This is a genomic window from Verrucosispora sp. WMMC514 (assembly GCF_027497295.1).
In the GTDB taxonomy this organism is placed as follows: Bacteria; Actinomycetota; Actinomycetes; order Mycobacteriales; family Micromonosporaceae; genus Micromonospora; species Micromonospora palythoicola.
Genome location: NZ_CP114906.1, coordinates 3453794 through 3472953, shown reverse-complemented (window position 1 = coordinate 3472953; position 19160 = coordinate 3453794). Strand labels below are relative to the sequence as shown.

Genomic DNA, 19160 nt, shown 5'->3' with positions numbered 1-19160 from the left:
CTATCAAGAGGCCATGGCGGCGGAGACCACTGACCTCGACACGATCCGCGAGCGGGCCGAACGCTGGCTCGCCGACGACCCCGATCCGGCCGGCCGGGCGGAGCTGCGGGCGGTGCTCGACCAACTGCCGGGCAGTGCGCCGGAGCTGGCCGACCGGTTCGCCGGGCCGCTCACCTTCGGCACGGCCGGGCTGCGCGGGCCGCTGCGGGCCGGCCCCAACGGGATGAACCTCGCGGTGGTCACCCAGGCCGCCGCCGGCCTGGTCGCCTGGCTCGCCGCCCAGGGCGGCACCGGCCCGCTGGTGATCGGGTACGACGCCCGGCGCGGCTCCCGCGAGTTCGCCGAGCGCACCGCCCAGGTGGCCACCGGGGCGGGCCGCCCGGCCCTGTTGCTGCCCCGCCCGCTGCCGACCCCGGTGCTCGCCTACGCGGTGCGGCACCTGTCGGCGGTGGCCGGGGTGATGGTGACCGCCAGCCACAACCCGCCGCAGGACAACGGCTACAAGGTGTACCTCGGTGCCGAGCTGGGCGGAGAGCTGGGTGCCGGTGCGCAGATCGTGCCGCCGGCCGACGCCGGTATCGAGGCCGCCATCCGCGCGGTCGGTCCGCTGGCGCAGGTGCCGCTCGGCCCCGCCGGTCAGGTGCTCGGTGACGACCTGGTCGCCGCGTACGTGGCGCGGGCGGTCGGTGTCGTCTCCCCGGGCGGGCCCCGGGAGCTGACCGTGGCGTACACCCCGCTGCACGGTGTCGGTGCGGCGGTGCTCACCGCCGCCTTCGCCGCCGCCGGCTTTCCGACGCCCGGGGTGGTGCCCGACCAGGCCGAGCCGGACCCGGACTTCCCCACCGTCAGCTTTCCCAACCCGGAGGAGCCGGGCGCGGTGGACCGGCTGGTCGCGCTCGCCGAGCGCACCGACGCCGACCTGGCCATCGCCAACGATCCGGACGCCGACCGCTGTGCCGTCGTGGTCCGGGACGCTGCCGGCGGGCCCGACGGACCGGGTTGGCGGATGCTGCGCGGGGACGAGGTGGGCGTACTGCTCGCCGATCACCTGATGCGACGCGGGGTCACCGGCCGGTACGCCACCACGATCGTCTCGTCGTCACTGCTGCGGGCGATGTGCGCGGCGCGCGGGCTGCCGTACGGGGAGACGCTCACCGGGTTCAAGTGGATCGTCCGGGCCGGTGACGGCAGCGAGCCACTGGTCTTCGGCTACGAGGAGGCGCTCGGCTACTGCGTCGCCCCGGACCACGTACGCGACAAGGACGGCATCACCGCCGCGCTGACCGTGGCCGAGTTGGCCGCCGGCCTCAAGGCGGAGGGCCGGACGCTCACCGACCGGCTGGACGAGTTGGCCGTCGAGTTCGGCGTGCATCTGACCGACCAGCTCTCGGTACGCGTCGACGACCTGCGCCTGATCGTCGACGCGATGGCCCGGATCCGCGCCACCACCCCGACCACCCTGCTCGGCCAGCCGGTCACCGAGACCCAGGACCTGCTCCCCGACGCCGACGTGGTGATCCTGCGTACCGCGGCGGCCCGGGTGGTGATCCGCCCCTCCGGCACCGAACCGAAGCTCAAGGCGTACCTGGAAGTGGTGGAACCCCCCACCCACGGCGACCTGGCGGCAGCCCGCACCCGCGCGACCGCCGCCATCACCACCCTCCGCACCGAAACCGCCCACGCCCTCGGCATGCCAGGTTGATCATGAGGTTAGCGGCGAAGTCGATCTCGACGGATGCCGCTAACCTCATGATCAACCTGATTCGTGCGGGCGGCGGGGGCCGAGGGCGTGTTCGACGGCGCGGCCTAGGGCAGCGACCACGAGGGCTACCGAGGGGCGGATCACGGAGTCTTCCAGGTTGACCTCGCCGGAGAAGCCGGCGCCGCTGGCGATCTCCTCGAGCCGGCGGCGGGCGGCGTCGGCGTCCTCGCCGGTGACGCCGAGGGCGGACTCCATCCGGAGCACGGCGACCAGGGTCGCGAGTGCGGCGGTGCGCTCGTCCGGAGCGGCGCCGGTGAGCACCACGGCGAGCCGCTGCCGGGTCTCCTCCTCCACCGTCGGGTCCACCACCGGGTAGCGGTGCACGTGGATGAAGCCCAGCTCGGTCTCGTCGACGTCCCGGACGACGCCCTGCTCGCAGAGGTCGCCGAGAATCCGGTCGCGCAGGCCGTGCCGCAACCGCTGCACCCAGGAGGAGGGGCTGTGCGGCGTGTCGGCCACGATCTTGGCCAGCACCGCGTCGGTGACCGGCTTGCCGGTGGGCGTCGGATCCACCGCGGTCAGGGCCCCGTCGGTGTACGCGATCCGCCCGGCCAGGGCCAGCTCGATGAGCACGGCGGCGGCCATCCCCAGGTCGAGGCTGATCCGCGGCAGGGTCGCCTTACCCGTTTCGTCGTCATAGGCGAGCAGGAGCAGTTCCTCGGCGAGCGGCACACCAGTCATGGCCCGAGACGGTAGCCGGTGCCGGCACCACCCGCACCACAAACCGCCGGGCGTCAGAAGCGGGGCATGCCGCCGAACTGCCGGTCACCGGCGTCACCGAGGCCCGGCACGATGAACATGCTGTCGTTGAGACCGTCGTCGATGGCGGCGGTGACCAGGCGCAGCGGCAGCCCGGAACGCTCCAACCGCTGGATGCCGGCCGGCGCGGCGAGCACGCAGAGCACCGTGATGTCGGTGCAGCCCCGCTCGGCCAGCAGCCGGCAGCAGTGCTCCAGGGACCCACCGGTGGCCAGCATCGGGTCGAGGACCAGCACCGGCAGGCCGGCGAGGTCCCGGGGCAGGGACTCCATGTAGGCGCGCGGCTCGAAGGTCTCCTCGTCACGGGCCAGCCCGACGAAGCCCATCGAGGACTCGGGCAGCAGCCCCAGCGCGGCGTCGGCCATGCCGAGACCCGCCCGCAGCACCGGCACCAGCAGCGGCGGGTTGGCCAGCCGGGTGCCCTCGGTGGCGGTCACCGGCGTCTGCACCGGGTAGGTCTCCACCGGGAAGGAGCGCGCGGCCTCGTACACCAGCATGGTGGTGAGTTCGTGCAGCGCCGCCCGGAACGTAGAGGAATCGGTGCGCTCGTCCCGCATGGCGGTCAGCCGGGACTGGGCGAGCGGATGGTCAATGACGAGTACGTCCACGATCGCTCAACCTACCCGTCCCGGATACCGACGCGCGGGCCCCGGCCGCGACCAGCGACCTCGCTCACCCGCGCGCGCTCCGGCGAACCCAGTGACCAAGATCACGCGGCGTCAACCTGCGTAGACTTCGGGGCATGACGGCGACAGCGACGTCGGCCCGCTCGGACCTCTCCGAGCTGGGACGATCCGAGACCGCTCTGCGGACCTTCCTGCACGGCCTACCGGGCGTGGACCAGGTCGGCGCGGAGCAGCGGGCAGCCCAACTCGGCACCCGATCCATCAAGACCACCGCCAAGGCCGAGGCGATCGACCTCGCCATCCGGATGGTCGACCTGACCACGCTCGAGGGCGCGGACACCCCCGGCAAGGTACGGGCGCTCGCCGCGAAGGCGCTGCGGCCCGACCCGGCCGACCCGTCCTGCCCGCACGTCGGCGCGGTCTGCGTCTACCCGGCGATGGTCCCGTACGTGGCCGAGGTGCTGCGCGGATCTGCGGTGCATCTGGCCAGCGTGGCCACGTCCTTCCCGTCCGGCCAGGCGCCGCTGGAGATCAAGCTCGCCGACACCCGCGCCGCCGTCGAGGCCGGCGCCGACGAGATCGACATGGTGATCAACCGGGGCGCCTTCCTGGCCGGCCGCTACGCCGAGGTGTACGACGAGATCGTCGCCACCAAGCAGGCCAGCGGGGACGCCCACCTCAAGGTGATCCTGGAGACCGGCGAGCTGGCCACCTACGACAACGTGCGCCGCGCCTCCTGGCTGGCGATGCTCGCGGGCGCCGACTTCATCAAGACCTCCACCGGCAAGGTGCCGGTCGCCGCCACGCTGCCGGTGACCCTGGTGATGCTGGAGGCGGTACGCGACTTCCGAGCCGCCACCGGGCGGCAGGTCGGCGTGAAGCCGGCCGGTGGCATCAAGACCACCAAGGACGCGATCAAGTACCTGGTCATGGTCAACGAGACCGTCGGCCCGGACTGGCTGCACCCGGACTGGTTCCGCTTCGGCGCCTCCAGCCTCCTCAACGACCTGCTGATGCAGCGCACCAAGCTGACCACCGGCGTCTACGCCGGCCCCGACTACTTCACCCTGGACTGACCGCGATGTTCGAATACGCACCCGCACCCGAGTCGCGCTCGGTGGTGGACCTCAAGCCGTCGTACGGGCTCTTCATCGACGGGAAGTTCGTCGACCCGGCCGACGGGTCCAGCTTCAAGTCGATCAACCCGGCCTCGGAGGAGGTGCTGGCCGAGATCGCCGAGGGCGGCGCGCAGGACGTGGACCGGGCGGTCCGGGCGGCCCGCAAGGCGTACGAGAAGGTCTGGGGTCCGATGCCGGGCCGGGACCGGGCCAAGTACCTGTTCCGCATCGCGCGCATCATCCAGGAACGCTCGCGCGAACTCGCCGTGCTGGAGTCGCTCGACAACGGCAAGCCGATCAGGGAATCCCGGGACGTCGACCTGCCGCTGGTCGCCGCGCACTTCTTCTACTACGCCGGCTGGGCCGACAAGCTGCCGCACGCTGGCTTCGGGTCCGACCCGCAGCCGCTCGGGGTGGCGGCGCAGGTCATCCCGTGGAACTTCCCGCTGCTGATGCTGGCCTGGAAGATCGCCCCGGCGCTGGCCGCCGGCAACACGGTGGTGCTGAAGCCGGCCGAGACCACCCCGCTCACCGCCTTGCTGTTCGCCGAGATCTGCCAGCAGGCCGACCTGCCGGCCGGTGTGGTCAACATCGTGACCGGCGCCGGCGAGACCGGCCGGGCGCTGGTCGAGCACGCCGACGTGGACAAGGTCGCCTTCACCGGCTCCACCGACGTCGGCCGGGCCATCGCCCGCGCGGTCGCCGGCAGCCGCAAGAAGCTCACCCTGGAACTCGGCGGCAAGGCCGCCAACATCGTGTTCGACGACGCCCCGGTCGACCAGGCGGTCGAGGGCATCGTCAACGGCATCTTCTTCAACCAGGGGCACGTCTGCTGCGCCGGCTCCCGGCTGCTGATTCAGGAATCCGTCGCCGAGCAGGTGCTGGAGTCGCTCAAGCGGCGGATGGCCCGACTGCGCCTCGGTGACCCGCTGGACAAGAACACCGACATCGGTGCCATCAACTCGGCCGCCCAACTCTCCCGCATCCGGGAGCTGACCGAGGCCGGCACCGCCGAGGGCGCGCAGCAGTGGTCACCGCCGTGCGAACTGCCCGAGCGGGGCTTCTGGTTCGCGCCGACCATCTTCACCGGGGTCACCCAGGCACACCGGATCGCCCGCGAGGAGATCTTCGGCCCGGTGCTGTCCGTACTGACCTTCCGCACCCCGGCCGAGGCCGTGGAGAAGGCCAACAACACGCCGTACGGGCTGTCGGCGGGGATCTGGACCGAGAAGGGCTCCCGGATCCTGTGGATGGCCGACCGGCTGCGCGCCGGGGTGGTGTGGGCCAACACGTTCAACAAGTTCGACCCGACCTCGCCGTTCGGCGGCTACAAGGAGTCGGGCTACGGTCGCGAGGGCGGCCGGCACGGGCTGGAGGCGTACCTCAATGTCTGAGCGGGTCGCGGTACGCAAGACGTACAAGCTCTTCATCGGCGGGAAGTTCCCGCGTAGCGAGTCGGGACGGTCGTATCTCGTGCAGGACTCCAACGTGTCGCTGGCCTCGCGCAAGGACGCGCGGGACGCCGTGGTGGCCGCCCGCGCGGCGGTGAAGGGCTGGGCCGGGGCGACCGCGTACAACCGGGGTCAGATCCTCTACCGGGTCGCCGAGATGCTGGAGGGCCGGCGCGAGCAGTTCGTCGCGCTCGGCGTGCCGGGCGACGAGGTGGACGCGGCCACCGACCGCTGGGTCTGGTACGCCGGCTGGTCGGACAAGCTCCCGCAGGTGTACGGGGGCGCGAACCCGGTCGCCGGGCCGTACTTCAACCTGTCGGCGCCCGAGCCGACGGGTGTGGTGGCGGTGGTCGCCCCCGAGACACCGGCCCTGCTCGGGCTGGTCAGCGTGATCGCCCCGGCGATCGTCACCGGCAACACGGTGGTGGTGGCCGCCTCACCGACGGCGCCACTGGCCGCGGTGACCCTGGCCGAGGTGCTGGCCACCTCCGACCTGCCCGGTGGGGTGGTCAACATGCTCACCGGCCGGTGGTCCGAGACCGTGCCCACGCTGGCCGCGCACATGGACGTCAACGCCCTCGACCTGACCGGCGTGACCGACGCGGAGCTGGCGGCCGACCTGGAGGTCAAGGCGGCGGAGAACCTCAAGCGGGTGCTCCGGCCGGCAGCGGACGGTCACGACTGGTCGGCGGATCCGGGGCTCGGCCGGATGACGGCGCTGCTGGAGACGAAGACGGTCTGGCATCCCAAGGGGGTGTGAACTCTCCTCGCTCTGGGGGTTTCCGGGGAGCCCCGCCCGCTCCGGGCGGTCAGGCTTGATCCCTGCGCGGGCGGGGCTCCCCGGAAACCCTGACGTGCGCACGGACCGTCCGTGGGTCACGGCTGGCGGGGCGCTGCCCAGCGTCAGGTCCCCGCTCGGTCGCCTCCCCGGTCCCCCGTCTTTTCCCGGTCCGCCGTCGTTCCCGGCCCCCGTCTTCCCCCGTCCGCCGCCTCCGTCTCTCGCCCCTTCCCGTTCCGCCTCCTGCCCGTCCGCTCTTCCGTTCCGCCCTCTGTTGCTTGTGGCCCCGGCTGCTCGCTCAAGATCTGGACAACTTCCCGGAAAGTGCTGGGTCGAGTGGGTGACGAGGCAGCACCATCCCTGAAGTTGCTGCGGTGGGCGGGCGGGTGGGGTGAGGTGCGCGGGGCGCGGGGTGAGGTGCGCGCGGGGGCCGGCGTGGGTGGGGTGGGTGTGCTTGGGATGGGGTGGGTGTGGCTGGGGCGGGGTGGGCGCGGGTGGGGTAGGTCTACTACGGGGGGTAGGATTGGGGGGTGACTCGGCTGGGGGATCTTGAGCGTGCGGTGATGGACGTGCTTTGGGACGCGGTGCCCGGCACGTCGGATGGGGCCACCGTGCGTGAGGTGGCCGACGCGTTGGACGGACGCGAGTTGGCGTACACCACCGTGATGACGGTGCTGGACCGGCTGGCCGGCAAGGGCATGGTGCAGCGCGAGCGGGAGGGTCGGGCGTGGCGGTACCGCGCCGCGGCCAGCCGGGAGGCGTACATCGCCCAGCTCATGCTCGACGCGCTCGACCTGGGCGGTAGCCGGGACGCGGCGCTGGTCCGGTTCGCCCGCTCGGTCACCGGCACCGAGGCGGACGTGCTGCGCGCCGCGCTCACGACGGAGGCCGGGCTGACGGCCGATGCTCCCGGGCAGGTCCGGCCGGCCGGTGACGCACCGGAGCGGACCCCGACGACAGACGAGGTACCCGGGCAGCACCGGACGACAGGCGATGTGCCAGGGCAGGCGGTGGACGGCCCCGGACGCGGCCTGACCGGTCGGGTCGACTCGCCGTCGGCCGACGGGGCGTCCCGCCCCGACCTGGCCGACAAGGCCGTGGAGCGGTAGGGGCGACGCAGTGGCGCACACCCTGCACTTCGCCGCCTCGATGGTGGCCTGCTGGCTGATCGCCCAGGTGCTGGCCCGCTCCACCTGGACGTGGCGCAGCCCTCGGGTGGCGATCCTGTGCTGGCAGGCGATCGGCCTGGGGGTCGGTCTCTCCGCGATGGGTCTGCCGATCGCGTTGGGTCTCGCCCCGTACCAGCGGGGCACCGGCAGCGCCCTGCTGGCGCTGGTCGGCGATCTTCGGCACGGCACCCTGCCGGCCGGCCTCGGCGCCGTGCACCTGGGTCTGGTCGGTGTCGGTCTCGGCATCGGGGCGGTCCTGCTGACCACGACGGTACGCAGCATCCACGGCACGGTGCGCGCCCAACGCCGGCACCGGGACCTGCTCACCCTGGTCGCCCGACGGGACCCGACCGTGCCCGGCGCACTGGTGCTCGACCACCCGGGTGCGGCGGCGTACTGCCTCCCGGGGGTGAAGCCACGGGTGGTGGTGAGTGCCGGCACGCTCAGCCTGCTCGACCGGGCCGAGTTGGCGGCGGTACTGACCCACGAGCGGGCGCATGCGCAGGAGCGGCACGACCTGGTGCTGCTGCCGTTCACCGCACTCTGCCGCGCGTTGCCCTGGTTCCGCTGGGTCCGCGAGGCGCACGAGCGGGTTTCCCTGCTGGTCGAGATGCGCGCCGACGACAAGGCCCGCGAGCTGCACGCCGAGGCCCCGCTGGCCGGCGCGCTGCGCCGGTTCGCCGCCGCCGGGAACCGGATCACGCCGGCCGGCGCGCTCGGCATGGGCGACCGGGACCTGGACGTACGGGTGCAGCGGTTGCTGGTCACCGCCCGCCCGCCCCGACTGCTCGGCGGCACCGCGCTGGCCATGGCGGTGACCGTGGCCGCCCTGCCGGTCGCACTCTTCCTCAGCTGACGGACCCTGAACTAACCCTGATCATGCCGGTTCCGCTCTCGCCACGGATCCATACGTAGGTTCTCTACAGGTAGGCTCCCTATGCTGCATCGACCCCCGTCCCGGAAGAGCCGCCATGGACACCCTGCTCCTCGCCCGCCTGCAGTTCGCCATGACCGCCTCGGTCCACTTCCTCTTCGTGGCCGTCACACTCGGCCTGGTCACCCTGCTCGTCGGGATGCAGACCGCCTGGGTAGTGACCGGCAACCCCAGGTGGGAGCGGCTGACCCGATTCTGGGGCCAGCTCTATGTGATCAACTACGTGCTCGGCATCGCCACGGGCATCGTGATGGAGTTCCAGTTCGGGCTGAACTGGAGCGGACTGTCCCGCTACGTCGGCAACGTCTTCGGCGCCCCGCTGGCCATCGAGACCCTGGCCGCCTTCTTCCTGGAGTCGACCTTCCTCGGCATGTGGATCTTCGGCTGGCACCGGCTGCGCCGTGGCACGCATCTCGCGCTGCTCTACGGGGTCGCGATCACCGCGTACGTCTCGGCTTTCTGGATCATGGTGGCCAACTCCTGGTTGCAGAACCCGGTCGGTTACGAGGTACGCGACGGGGTCGCCCACCTGACCGACTTCCCGGCGTTGCTGACCAACCCGGCCCTGGGGATGGCGCTCGGGCACGTGGTGTCGGCGGCCCTGCTGACCGGCGGGCTGCTGATGGCGGCGGTCAGCGCGTGGCACCTCGACCGGCGCACCACCGACCACGCGCTGTTCCGCACCTCGCTGCGGATCGGGCTGGTCACCGCCGCACTGTCGATCACTCTCGTGCAAGGGTTCGGCTTCGCCCAGTTCGGGCCGGTGGGTGGGGTACAGCCCACCAAGTTCGGAGGTAACCCCGAAGCCGACGCGCTGATCGCCGACTGGACCGCCAGGTTCGGCCCGGGCGACTACCTGCCGCCGGCGCTGTCCAACGTCGGCCTCGGCTTCATGATCCTCATCGGTTTCGCCCTCGGCCTGCTCTGGCTGCTCGTCCCACTGCTCTGGCGGGACTGGATCATCCGCCTCCGGTTCCCGCTCTGGCTGCTGATGCTCGCCCTGCCCCTGCCGTTCATCGCACTGATCCTCGGCTGGATCGCCCGCGAGGTCGGCCGCCATCCCTGGGTGGCGTACGGGCTGCTGCCGGTGGACCAGGCGGTCTCGCCGGTCAGCCCCTGGCTGATGGCGACCTCGCTGGTCGGCTTCACCCTGCTGCTCGGCACCCTCGCCGTCACCAACTGGGTGCTGCTCGCCCGGCACGCCGCCCGGGGTGCCGCCGATCCGGCGCTCGGCCGCCCGCCGGCCCAACCGCCCGCCGACGATTCCCGCCCCGAACCCGCGTTCGCCTGAGGAGCCGGAGATGGAACTCGCCTGGTACGCCCTGCTCGGCCTCTTCTTCGCCGGCTACCTGGTGCTCGCCGGCTACGACTACGGCGTCGGCCTGCTGCTCGCCGGTGGCACCGACGCGTCCCGCCGCCGCGCCGCGCTCAACGCGGTCGGGCCCTTCTTCCTCGGTAACGAGGTGTGGCTGGTGGCCGCCGCCGGCATCCTGTTCGGCGCGTTCCCGCTACTGGAGGGGGAACTGCTCGCCGGCAGCTACCCGGCGGTGGCCGCCGCGCTCGTCGGGGTGATCCTGGTGACCGCCGGGGTGCAACTACGCAGCCGTCCGGGCAGCGGAGGGGCCCGCACCGCGTGGGATCGAGTGATCGTGGTCGGTAGCCTGCTCGCGGCGCCCGGCTGGGGCGTGGTGCTCGCCGGACTGCTCCAGGGCGTACCGCTGCGGCCCGACGGACACGTGGCCGGGGTGACACACCTGTTCACCCCGTTCGCCGCCGCCACCGGGTTGGCCCTGGTGGCGCTGGTGGTGGCACACGGAGCGACCTTTCTCACGCTCAGGTCACCCGCCGTCGAGGGCGAGCGGCTCCGGCCGTTGGCCCGCCGTCTGCTCCTCACCGCGACCGTCGCGGTCGGCACGGCCGCCGTCGTCGGTGCGTTCTCCGACCGGGTACGCGCCGCCGCGCAGCGCCCCGCGGTCGGCGTACTGCTGGTGGTGTTGCTGGTGGTGGCTCTGCTGGCGGCGCGGGCGGCGCTCCGACGGCAACGACCGGGCGTGGCCTTCGCGGCCACCGCGACGGCGCTGGCACTGCCGGTGCTGCTGGTCGGGGCCACCCTCTGGCCGTACGTGCTGGTCTCGACCGTCGAACCGGGTGCCTCACTGACGGTCACCGACGCGGCCGCCAGCGGGCCGACCCTGCGGCTGCTGGGCTGGCTGACGGTACCGCTGCTGCCGGCCCTACTAGGCTTCCAGGCGATGTGCGTGTGGATTTTCCGAGGACGAACCGACGGTAGGGCACCGGTGTACTGGTGAACCGTCGCCCCTTCGACCCGCGGCTGCTGCGCCGGGTTCCTGCGGCCCGACGCGACCTCGCCCTGCTCACGCTGCTCGGCGTGCTGGCCGCCGGGCTCGTCGTGGCGCAGGCCACCGCCCTGGCTGTGCTGCTGGCCGATGCCTTCACCGGGCGCCTGGACCGGGCCGCGCTCGGCGGTTTCGTGGCCGCCGTCGCGGCCCGCTCGCTCGTGGTCTGGGCGCAGGGCGCGGTGTCCGCACGGGTGGCCGCCACGGTCAAGGCGGCGCTGCGGGCCGACCTGCTGGGCGCGGTCGCCCGGCACGGCCCCGGTTGGGTCGCCGGCCAGCGGGCCGGACAACTGGCCACTCTCGCCGGTCGGGGGCTGGACGCGCTCGACGCCTACTTCACCGGTTATCTGCCACAGCTCGTGCTGAGCGTCACCGTGCCGGTCGCGGTGCTGGGTCGGGTGTTCCTCGCCGACTGGAGCTCGGCAGTGATCATCGCGCTGACGCTGCCGCTCATCCCGATCTTCGGGGCGCTGCTCGGGTGGCAGGCGCAGGCCGCCACCGAGCGGCAGTGGCGACGGCTGTCGCTGCTCGGCGGCCACTTCCTGGACATGGTGGGCGGGCTGCCCACGCTGCGCGCGTTCGGCCGGGCCCGGGCGCAGACCGACGCGGTACGACGGATGGCCGACGGTCACCGGATCGCCACCATGAAGACGCTGCGGATCGCCTTCCTCTCCGCGTTGGTGCTCGAACTCGTGGCCACCCTGTCGGTGGCGCTGGTCGCCGTCCCCGTCGGCATCCGCCTGCTCGGCGGTGGTCTGGCGCTGCAGACCGCACTGCTGGTGCTGCTGCTGACCCCGGAGGCGTACCTGCCGCTGCGGGCGGCCGGCAGCCGGTTCCACGCCAGCATGGAAGGGCTCACCGCGCTGGACGAGGCGCTCACCCTCTCCGGCTCGGCACCCCGGGCGTCGGCGGGTCGGGTGGGCACGCGACCGGACGGGCGCGCCGAGATCCGCTTCGAATCGGTGACGGTGGCGTACGAGCGCACCACGGCGCTGCGGGACGTGACGCTGACCATCCGGCCCGGCGAACGTATCGCGATCATCGGACCGAGCGGCGCCGGCAAGAGCACCCTGCTCAACCTGCTGCTCGGCTTCGTCCGTCCGACCGGCGGTCGGGTCACCGTCGGCGGGGTCGACCTGGCCGACGCCGACCTCGACGGCTGGCGGCGACAGGTGGCGTGGGTGCCGCAGCGGGCCCACCTCTTCGCGGCGTCGCTGGCCGACAACATCCGGCTCGGCACCCCCGACGCCACCCCTGCCGCCCTCGCCGCCGCGGTCCACGTCGCCGCGCTGGACGAGGTGGTCGCCGCCCTGCCCGACGGACTGGACACCCCGCTCGGCGAGCGGGGGCACGGCCTGTCCAGCGGGCAGCGGCAACGGGTGGCGCTGGCCCGGGCGTTCCTGCGGGACGCCCCGGTGGTGCTGCTCGACGAGCCGACCGCACGCCTCGACGCCGCCGCCGAGGCGGCCGTGCTGTCGGCCACCCGCGAACTGGTCGCCGGCCGCACCGCGCTCCTGGTGGCCCACCGGCCCGCCCTGCTGACCGACGTCGACCGCATCCTGCGGGTCGAGGACGGCCGGGTCACCGAGCTGACCCCGATACCGGCCGGGGAACACCCATGAGCGAGCGCAGCGAGCGAATCATCGGGCTCGGTGCGGTGGTGCCTCATCGTGACGCCGAGCGAAGCGAGGTGGCGCGATGAGCGAGCGCAGCGAGCGAATCATCGGGCTCGGTGCGGTGGTGCCTCATCGTGACGCCGAGCGAAGCGAGGTGGCGCGATGAGCGAGCGCAGCGAGCGAATCATCGGGCTCGGTGGGCCCCTGCCCGAACTGATCGTGCTGCGGCTGGCCCGGCCGTACCTGAAGCGCCTGGTCGGTGCCGGGCTGCTCGCCGCGGCGACCGAGTTCGCCGGGCTGGCCCTGATGGCGACCGCCACCTGGCTGCTGATGACCGCCGCCGGTCAACCCCCGCTGGACCGGCTCACCGTGGCGATCGTGGCGGTACGGGCGCTGGCGGTGAGCCGCGGAGTGCTGCGTTACACCGAACGGCTGGCCGGGCATGACGCGGTGTTACGCCTGGTCACCGATGTCCGGGCCGGGGTGTTCGACACCCTGGCGATCCGGCGCGGCAACCCGCCCCGCAGTGGGGACGCGCTGAGTCGGCTGGTCTCCGACGTGGAGGCGGTACAGGACCTGCTGCTACGGGTGGTCGTGCCGGCCGCAGCGGCCGGGCTGGTGAGCGTACTGGCTGTCGGGCTGGCCGCGCTGGTCTCGCCGCCGGCCGCGCTCGCGCTCGCCGCCGGGCTGCTGGTGGCCGCCGTCGCCCTGCCGGCGCTGGCGACCGCACTGACCCGACGGGCCGCTGCCGAGGTGGCTCCACTGCGCGGAGCGCTCGCCACCGACGCGGTCGATCTCACCCACGGCGCCGCCGACCTGGCCGCCTTCGGCGCGACCTCGGACGCGCTGGCGACCGCCGGGCGACGGGCCCGCCGACTGGCACGGCTGGAGCGGCGGCTCGCCGCGCTCGGCTTCGCCGTCGACGCGGCCGGCGTGCTGGTGGCCGGCCTCACCGCCGGTGCGGTGGTGTACGTGGCCCTCGGCGCCGGCGTGGACGGGGTGCTGGTCGGCGTCCTGGCCGTCGGCACACTGGCCGCCGTGGAGATCGCCCTGGCGCTGGTCGGCGCGGCCCGGCAATGGACCGGGCTGCGGGCCGGACTGGCCCGGGTCGCCCACCTCCTGGTACCCGACGACGCCGGCCCTGTCGGGACCGCCGAGACCGCCGAGACCGCCGAGACCGCCGAGACCGCCGAGACCGCCGAGACCGCCGAGACGAGCGTGACCGGGCCGTCCGGCACGCCCGCTGGCGGGCGGTCCTTCGAGCCGACGCCGTCGGTCCGGTTCGACCGGGTGACGGTTCGCTACCGGATCGGGGCTCCCGCCGCGCTCGACGGCTTCGACCTGGAGCTGCCACCCGGCCGCCGGGTCGCGGTCGTCGGTCCGAGTGGGGCGGGCAAGAGCACCCTGGCCGCCGTCCTGACCGGCGCGGTGTCCCCCACCGCCGGCCGGGTCACTCTGGACGGGCGGGACGTGGCGGCTCACCCGTCCCAGGAGCTGCCTCGCCTGGTCGGCGGACTGCTCGCCGAGGCGTACGTCTTCCACGCCACCGTCCGGGACAACATGCTTCTCGGTCGGCCGGGCGCGGACGAGGACGCGCTGCTCACCGCCGCCACCGCCGCCGGGCTGTCGGACTGGGTCCGGGCTCAGCCGGACGGCTGGGACACCGTGGTCGGCGAGGAGGGCGGACAGCTCTCCGGTGGTCAACGTCAGCGGCTCGCGCTGGCTCGCGCCCTGCTGGCCGCGCCCGGCGTACTGGTACTCGACGAACCCACGGAGGGTCTCGACCCGGTCGCCGCCGACCAGGTGCTGGCCAGCACGTTGGCCGCGACTCCCGCCGGGCACTCGGTACTGCTGATCACCCACCGGCTCAGCGGTCTCGCCGAACTCGACGAGATCGTGGTGCTGGACGCCGGCCGGGTCGTGCAGCGGGGCCGGCACACGGCGCTCCTGGCGACCCCGGGGTGGTACCGGGACCAGTGGGTGTTGCAGCAGGCCGCCGAGCACGGATACCTCGCTCTGTCGGGTTGATCCGTCGGGCCGCCTCCGGGATTTCCCCGAGGCCGGAACACGGGCTGGCATGGCAGGGTTGGGGCCATGTCGGTCCGGGACGAGATGTTGGTCGAGGAGCACCTGCGGCAGCTCGCCGGTCGGCTCCGTGGGCCACGCCGGCTACGGGCCGACCTGATGACCGAGGCCCGGCACGGGCTGCTCGACGCCGCCGAGGCGTACCGGGACAGTGGCCTGCCGGCGGGTGAGGCGTCGCGACGGGCGGTCGCCGACTTCGGTACGCCGGATCAGCTGGCCCCGGCCTACCAGGCCGAACTCGCGTTGGCCGCACTGCGCGGGCTGTCGCTGCGAATGGTCGCCTTCGCCGCGACCGGCTCGATCGCCGGGGATCTGACCTGGCACGGATCGAGTTGGAGCAGCGGCCCCCCACCGCCCTCGGCCTACCTGCTGTTGTCACAGTCGGTGGAGTGGATCTGGGCCGGGGCGTTCCTGTTCGGTCTGGCCGGGCTGGCGCTGGTCGCGGCCACCGGCCGCTCGGCGCGTCCGGCACTGACCGCGCTGGCGCGCGGCGCCGGTGTCGCGCTGACCGGCGCCGCCCTGCTGGGCGCCGTGGCCGGGGCCGGGCTGTTCTCCTGGTCGATCGTGCTGTGGGACGCGGCCCTGAGCTGGCCACCGATGATCATCGGAATGGTCGCCGGCGCCGCCGCCCATGTGTGGCTGGGCAGCGCCGCCCGCACCTGGCTGCTGGCCACCCGTTGACGTCAGCCCGCCGTGGTGGGGGTGGTACCCGGGTCCAGGAATCGGCCGACGGTGGTACTGAACTCACGCCAGCCGAAACGCTGGTCGGTCAGCGCCCGCCGGCCGGTGTCGGTCAGCTCGTAGGTACGCCGTTCCCGCCCGTTCACGGTGCTCCATGCGCTGACCACGTGGCCGGCCCGCTCCAGTCGTCGCAGCGCCGGATAGACCGTGCCGGTGGGCAGGTCTAGGCGACCCTCGCTGCGCGCCCGCAGTGCCTCGATGATGGCGTAACCGTGCAGGGCGCCCCGTTCCAGCACGGCCAGCAGCAGGGCGTCGAGGTGTCCGTGCAGCGCCTGGGCGTTCATGCGTAGACACGCTACTTGTTATCGGGGTGGCGAGCCACCGGGGTGCGGCCAGCGGTTACCGAGCGCAGCCAACTAGGGTATGTGCCCAGAGTCACTCACCGGCATCAGCGCCGGGGGGTGGTAGCCCGACGCACACGGAGGTCACCGTGGCACGCCAGTCGCCCCAACGGCCGGACGCCGACGAGCCCGAGCTCGATGACACGACCGGCACCAGCGAGCCGGACGTCGCCGAGCCGGCCGACGCCGCGCCCGACGCCGCCGCGGCGGAGACCGCGAACCGCGCGCTCTGGGACGAGCTGCGGATCGATCCGGTGGAGATCGCCCTGCCGGCCGGTACCGGCTTCACCCTGCGCGCGTACCGGTCGGCCCGTGAGCTGACCCCGACCGACGTGGCGGAGCGGGACGCCGACGACCCCTTCCTCGCCCGTCGGCAGGTCGGCCCGGCCGAGGACGACGTCGAGGAGGGTGACGTCGTCATCCTCGACGAGGACGTCGCCCGGGAGTTCGCCGAGAGCGAGGACGAGGAGCGGCGGGCACAGCCCGACGACGACACCACCGAGGACGGCAAGGACGACGCCGACGAGGTCACCGCCGATGAGGCCGGCGACGAGGAGGTGCCGATCTTCCTGACCCACAAGGGCCGGCTGCTGCTGTTCAAGACGCCCGAGTCGCTTGTCAGCTTCGTCCGTTCCGGTGCTCCCAATGACCTGTCTCAGCTGGACAGTTGGGATGAACTGTCCGAACGGGTGGAACCGGCCGACATCGCGCCGCTGGACGATGACGTCTACGAACTCGATCTCGTCGTGGAGAACCTCCGCGGCGGGCACGACACCTGGGACCCGACGCTGCTCATCGAGGCCGGCGAGGTCGCCCGCGACCTGGCGTACGCCCTGCGGCTGCCCGCGGTGCTGGACATGCTGTCCACCGGCTCCAGTCTCGACGACCTGGACGAGGCGCTCCGGGCGTCGGTCGGCGGCGGCATCGGCGGCTTCATGGGACGGCGTAGGCTGAAGAAGATCGGGGCACAAACCGCAAGCCTGGGTTGGCGGACCATTGTCGGGAAGATCTCTGCGGTCGTGGACTGGCGCGACTGACCCGCACCAGGGACCATCAGTCTCTGGCAGAGAAAGCCCTGAGTCCCGGGAGGAGGACGACGCCGTGGCGCTCGTGCGCGTTTACTGCGGTCTGACCTCGGCGGACCCGGCCGACCGACCGGTCTCGACCGGATCGGCGCTGACGTCCGCTGTGGTCGACGACGCAGGCCGTCTGCTGCATGTCTGCGAGATCGGCGACGACCCGACGGGCTACGCCCGGCTGGTCACGCTACTCGTGGAACGTTCCGGCGGGCCGAGCGGTGCGGCGATCGCCGCCGACAGCGACGACCACACCATCACCTCCCTGCTCAGCGCCGCCGGTCGCCCGCTGGCGATCGCCGACGACGACTCGGTCGACGACTTCGCCGAACGGTTCGCCGATGACGACTCCCTGGAGGAGATGCAGTCACCGCCGGCCGTTCGACGCGCCGTCGGTCTCGCCCGGTCGCTGCAGGCCGGCGCACTGTCGGCGGTGACCCTGCCGGCGCCTCGCGACCTCGCCGGGTACAAGCAGATCCTCGCCGCACACGCCGCGCTGGCCAGCGGTCGGCACTCCGCCGCGGTCGCCCTGCGCGAGGTGCTCCGCGAGCTGTACCCGGCCGCGTTGCGTGCCTACCCCGACCCTGCCGAGCCGATCCCGCTGGCCGTGCTGGACGCGCTTCCCGAGCCGGGCATGCTCACCGACGCCGCCGGCCGGGGCCGGGACGCCGCGGTCACCGCGGACGCCGTCACCGCCCAGCTCGCCGCCGAAGGAGCCGGGGACGCGGAGGCGATCGACGAAGCGGTCACCGCACTACGGGTCGCCATCTCCGAGACGCCGCGGCGGGCCACCGTGAACCGGGCCCTGACGTCGGCCGCCGCAGAGACCATCAGGCAGGCGGTCGCCTCGGTGCGGGCCTGCGACGCCGGCTGCGAGGCGCTCGTCGGTGCCCTGCGGGCCCGCACCGCCGGGCCGGCACCGGCGTCCGGCCGGCGTGCCGCCGCCCGACGCGGCGAACAGGTCGGTGAGTTGTCGGCGAGCGCGCCCGGCGCCCAGACCGGCCTGCGGTCGGTGCGACCCGGCGGCCCTGAGCCGGCCGGTGGTCGCCGCAGCCGACCGGAGCCGGTGCCGGGCAACGCCCCGCCGGCCTCCCCGCGCCCCCTCGGTCCCCCGCCGGTGGCGCCCGCGCCGGTGACTCCCCCACCGGTCGCGCCCGCGCCCGTGACGCCGGCCGCCATGGCCGGTCCGCCCGCCGCGCCGTCGCGCGCCGAGTCGCACCCGTCCCGGGTGGACGGTCCGACCAACCGGCCGATCTCCGCGCCACCCCCGCCACCGCCCGGGATCACGCCGATCGCGCCGACGCAGCGCGGCGCGATCCCGCCCGCCGAAGCGGGCGAGCCGTTCCGGCCGACCCTCACCACCGCAGCGATCAACAACGCCCGGGCCGAGCGTCAGCGGACCGTCATTCCGCCCCGGCCGAAGACGAACGGCGAACCACCGACCGGCGGCTTCAGCGCCACCGACCTCAGCGTCCCGGTGCCGGCGGCCCGCCCCGAGCAGGAGAAGACCGCGCCTCCGGGATCCCGTTCGAACTGGCCGCTGGTGAACAACCCGGACAACCCGACCGACACCACCCCCCGCAACCCGGTCGTCGGCTCCTACGAGGACCGGGGTCGGCGCAGCGCGCCCGAGGCCCCCGTCGACCACGGCGCCGACCGCCGGGTCACCCCGCCCTGGCTCGCCGACGATCTACCGCCGGAACCGCCGGTGTTGCGGCTCGTCGAGCCGCCGCCGCTGGCCGACCGGGCGTTGCGCAACGGAGCCCAGCCGCCACCGGAGCAACCGCCGCTACGGCTCGTCGACCGGGGCGGCGCCGAACGCGGCAACCGGGGGGCGGAGCGGTTGGACCTCCCGCCGGCCCGCCGTTCGGCGGAACCGCCGGTCGAGCACCGGCCGCCACCGGTCTCCGACGAGGGCGACGGTGATCTACTGATCTTCGCGCAGGCCCGCTCCGCGTGGTTCGTGGGCCACGGCGAGGAGGCCGACCTGGACTGGTCGACAATGGCCGACACCGGTTGGCAGGCCGCCGAGCAGGCCGCCCGCCCGGCGGTGGGTGCCGAGACGAACGCCGGGCTACCCAAGCGGGTGCCGCAGGCCAATCTGGTGCCCGGCTCGCCGTTGCGGGAGGAGCGTCCGCTGCGGATAGTGCGCGACGCGGCCAGCCTGGCCGAGAACACGACCGGTTACTTCCGGGGCTGGCGCCGGGGGCAGGAGATCGGTGGGTTCGCGGTCGGCGGGCGCCCCGGGCGGGAGTCCGCAGGCGGCTGGGACTTCAGCCGGGACACCGGCGACCGCGACGACGATCGGGAGTACGAGTACCGCTCCGCCGGCTACCGCTCCTGACGT

Annotated in this window: 15 protein-coding genes and 1 pseudogene; 13 read left to right on the top strand and 3 right to left on the bottom strand. The window is 73.4% G+C overall.

Translation table 11 applies throughout. The features are described 5' to 3' along the window. Positions 1–13 precede the first annotated feature (13 nt). Complete coding sequence (locus O7597_RS16265; RefSeq protein WP_269739864.1) at positions 14–1702, top strand: phospho-sugar mutase; 1689 nt, start codon at positions 14–16, stop codon at positions 1700–1702. Between the two features lie 51 nt (positions 1703–1753). On the opposite strand, the gene O7597_RS16260 is transcribed toward O7597_RS16265, so the two are convergent. Next, positions 1754–2443 (bottom strand): GPP34 family phosphoprotein, encoded by a 690-nt coding sequence (locus O7597_RS16260; protein ID WP_281580052.1) that lies wholly within the window; start codon positions 2441–2443, stop codon positions 1754–1756. Positions 2444–2496: 53 nt separating this feature from the next. Further along, positions 2497–3129 (bottom strand): uracil phosphoribosyltransferase, encoded by a 633-nt coding sequence (upp, locus tag O7597_RS16255; protein WP_164446152.1) that lies wholly within the window; start codon positions 3127–3129, stop codon positions 2497–2499. Positions 3130–3263: 134 nt separating this feature from the next. Between upp and deoC the strand changes: the two genes are divergently transcribed. The 10 genes and pseudogenes from deoC (at position 3264) to O7597_RS16205 (ending at position 15336) form a co-directional block, all read left to right on the top strand. Continuing rightward, positions 3264–4223 (top strand): deoxyribose-phosphate aldolase, encoded by a 960-nt coding sequence (gene deoC, locus O7597_RS16250; RefSeq protein WP_269739866.1) that lies wholly within the window; start codon positions 3264–3266, stop codon positions 4221–4223. A 5-nt stretch (positions 4224–4228) separates the two neighbouring features. Then, positions 4229–5659: an aldehyde dehydrogenase family protein gene (locus O7597_RS16245; RefSeq protein WP_269739867.1), complete on the top strand. Its 1431-nt coding sequence runs from the start codon at positions 4229–4231 to the stop codon at positions 5657–5659. Continuing rightward, positions 5652–6476: an aldehyde dehydrogenase family protein gene (locus O7597_RS16240; RefSeq protein ID WP_269739868.1), complete on the top strand. Its 825-nt coding sequence runs from the start codon at positions 5652–5654 to the stop codon at positions 6474–6476. The genes O7597_RS16245 and O7597_RS16240 overlap by 8 nt, the downstream gene beginning before the upstream one ends. A gap of 548 nt (positions 6477–7024) precedes the next feature. Continuing rightward, positions 7025–7375: pseudogene (locus O7597_RS16235) on the top strand (BlaI/MecI/CopY family transcriptional regulator); the annotation flags it as partial. Positions 7376–7613: 238 nt separating this feature from the next. Then, entirely contained in the window at positions 7614–8519 is a 906-nt protein-coding gene (locus tag O7597_RS16230) for a M56 family metallopeptidase (protein WP_281580051.1), read from the top strand. A 115-nt stretch (positions 8520–8634) separates the two neighbouring features. Continuing rightward, complete coding sequence (locus tag O7597_RS16225) at positions 8635–9888, top strand: cytochrome ubiquinol oxidase subunit I (RefSeq protein WP_281580050.1); 1254 nt, start codon at positions 8635–8637, stop codon at positions 9886–9888. A gap of 10 nt (positions 9889–9898) precedes the next feature. Then, entirely contained in the window at positions 9899–10906 is a 1008-nt protein-coding gene (locus O7597_RS16220) for a cytochrome d ubiquinol oxidase subunit II (RefSeq protein ID WP_281580049.1), read from the top strand. Continuing rightward, positions 10903–12576 carry a thiol reductant ABC exporter subunit CydD gene (gene cydD / locus O7597_RS16215; protein WP_269739872.1) on the top strand — a complete coding sequence of 558 codons (1674 nt, stop codon included), beginning with the start codon at positions 10903–10905 and terminating at the stop codon, positions 12574–12576. Before O7597_RS16220 ends, cydD begins: the two co-directional genes overlap by 4 nt. Positions 12577–12732: 156 nt before the next feature. After that, positions 12733–14598: a thiol reductant ABC exporter subunit CydC gene (cydC, locus tag O7597_RS16210; protein ID WP_348650755.1), complete on the top strand. Its 1866-nt coding sequence runs from the start codon at positions 12733–12735 to the stop codon at positions 14596–14598. Between the two features lie 66 nt (positions 14599–14664). After that, a complete protein-coding gene (locus O7597_RS16205) occupies positions 14665–15336 on the top strand; it encodes a permease prefix domain 1-containing protein (RefSeq protein WP_281580048.1) in 672 nt (223 codons plus the stop codon). 2 nt (positions 15337–15338) lie between these two features. On the opposite strand, the gene O7597_RS16200 is transcribed toward O7597_RS16205, so the two are convergent. Continuing rightward, positions 15339–15680, bottom strand: a complete 342-nt coding sequence (locus O7597_RS16200) for a helix-turn-helix transcriptional regulator (RefSeq protein WP_281580047.1) — start codon at positions 15678–15680, stop codon at positions 15339–15341. Between the two features lie 146 nt (positions 15681–15826). On the opposite strand from O7597_RS16200, the gene O7597_RS16195 reads away from it, so the two are divergent. Both O7597_RS16195 and O7597_RS16190 read left to right on the top strand, forming a co-directional pair. Continuing rightward, the gene (locus tag O7597_RS16195; protein ID WP_281580046.1) at positions 15827–16774 is read left to right on the top strand and encodes a DNA primase; all 948 of its coding nucleotides are present in this window, start codon (positions 15827–15829) and stop codon (positions 16772–16774) included. A 64-nt stretch (positions 16775–16838) separates the two neighbouring features. Continuing rightward, complete coding sequence (locus tag O7597_RS16190) at positions 16839–19157, top strand: transposase (protein ID WP_281580045.1); 2319 nt, start codon at positions 16839–16841, stop codon at positions 19155–19157. The last annotated feature ends 3 nt before the right edge of the window (positions 19158–19160 follow it).

Bases quoted from the DNA above. Each gene is read 5' to 3' on its own strand.
- O7597_RS16265 (WP_269739864.1), top strand. From the start codon at position 14: ATGGCGGCGGAGACCACTGACCTCGACACGATCCGCGAGCGGGCCGAA.
- O7597_RS16260 (WP_281580052.1), bottom strand. From the start codon at position 2,443: ATGACTGGTGTGCCGCTCGCCGAGGAACTGCTCCTGCTCGCCTATGAC.
- deoC (WP_269739866.1), top strand. From the start codon at position 3,264: ATGACGGCGACAGCGACGTCGGCCCGCTCGGACCTCTCCGAGCTGGGA.
- O7597_RS16245 (WP_269739867.1), top strand. From the start codon at position 4,229: ATGTTCGAATACGCACCCGCACCCGAGTCGCGCTCGGTGGTGGACCTC.
- O7597_RS16240 (WP_269739868.1), top strand. From the start codon at position 5,652: ATGTCTGAGCGGGTCGCGGTACGCAAGACGTACAAGCTCTTCATCGGC.
- O7597_RS16225 (WP_281580050.1), top strand. From the start codon at position 8,635: ATGGACACCCTGCTCCTCGCCCGCCTGCAGTTCGCCATGACCGCCTCG.
- O7597_RS16220 (WP_281580049.1), top strand. From the start codon at position 9,899: ATGGAACTCGCCTGGTACGCCCTGCTCGGCCTCTTCTTCGCCGGCTAC.
- cydC (WP_348650755.1), top strand. From the start codon at position 12,733: ATGAGCGAGCGCAGCGAGCGAATCATCGGGCTCGGTGGGCCCCTGCCC.
- O7597_RS16205 (WP_281580048.1), top strand. From the start codon at position 14,665: ATGTCGGTCCGGGACGAGATGTTGGTCGAGGAGCACCTGCGGCAGCTC.
- O7597_RS16200 (WP_281580047.1), bottom strand. From the start codon at position 15,680: ATGAACGCCCAGGCGCTGCACGGACACCTCGACGCCCTGCTGCTGGCC.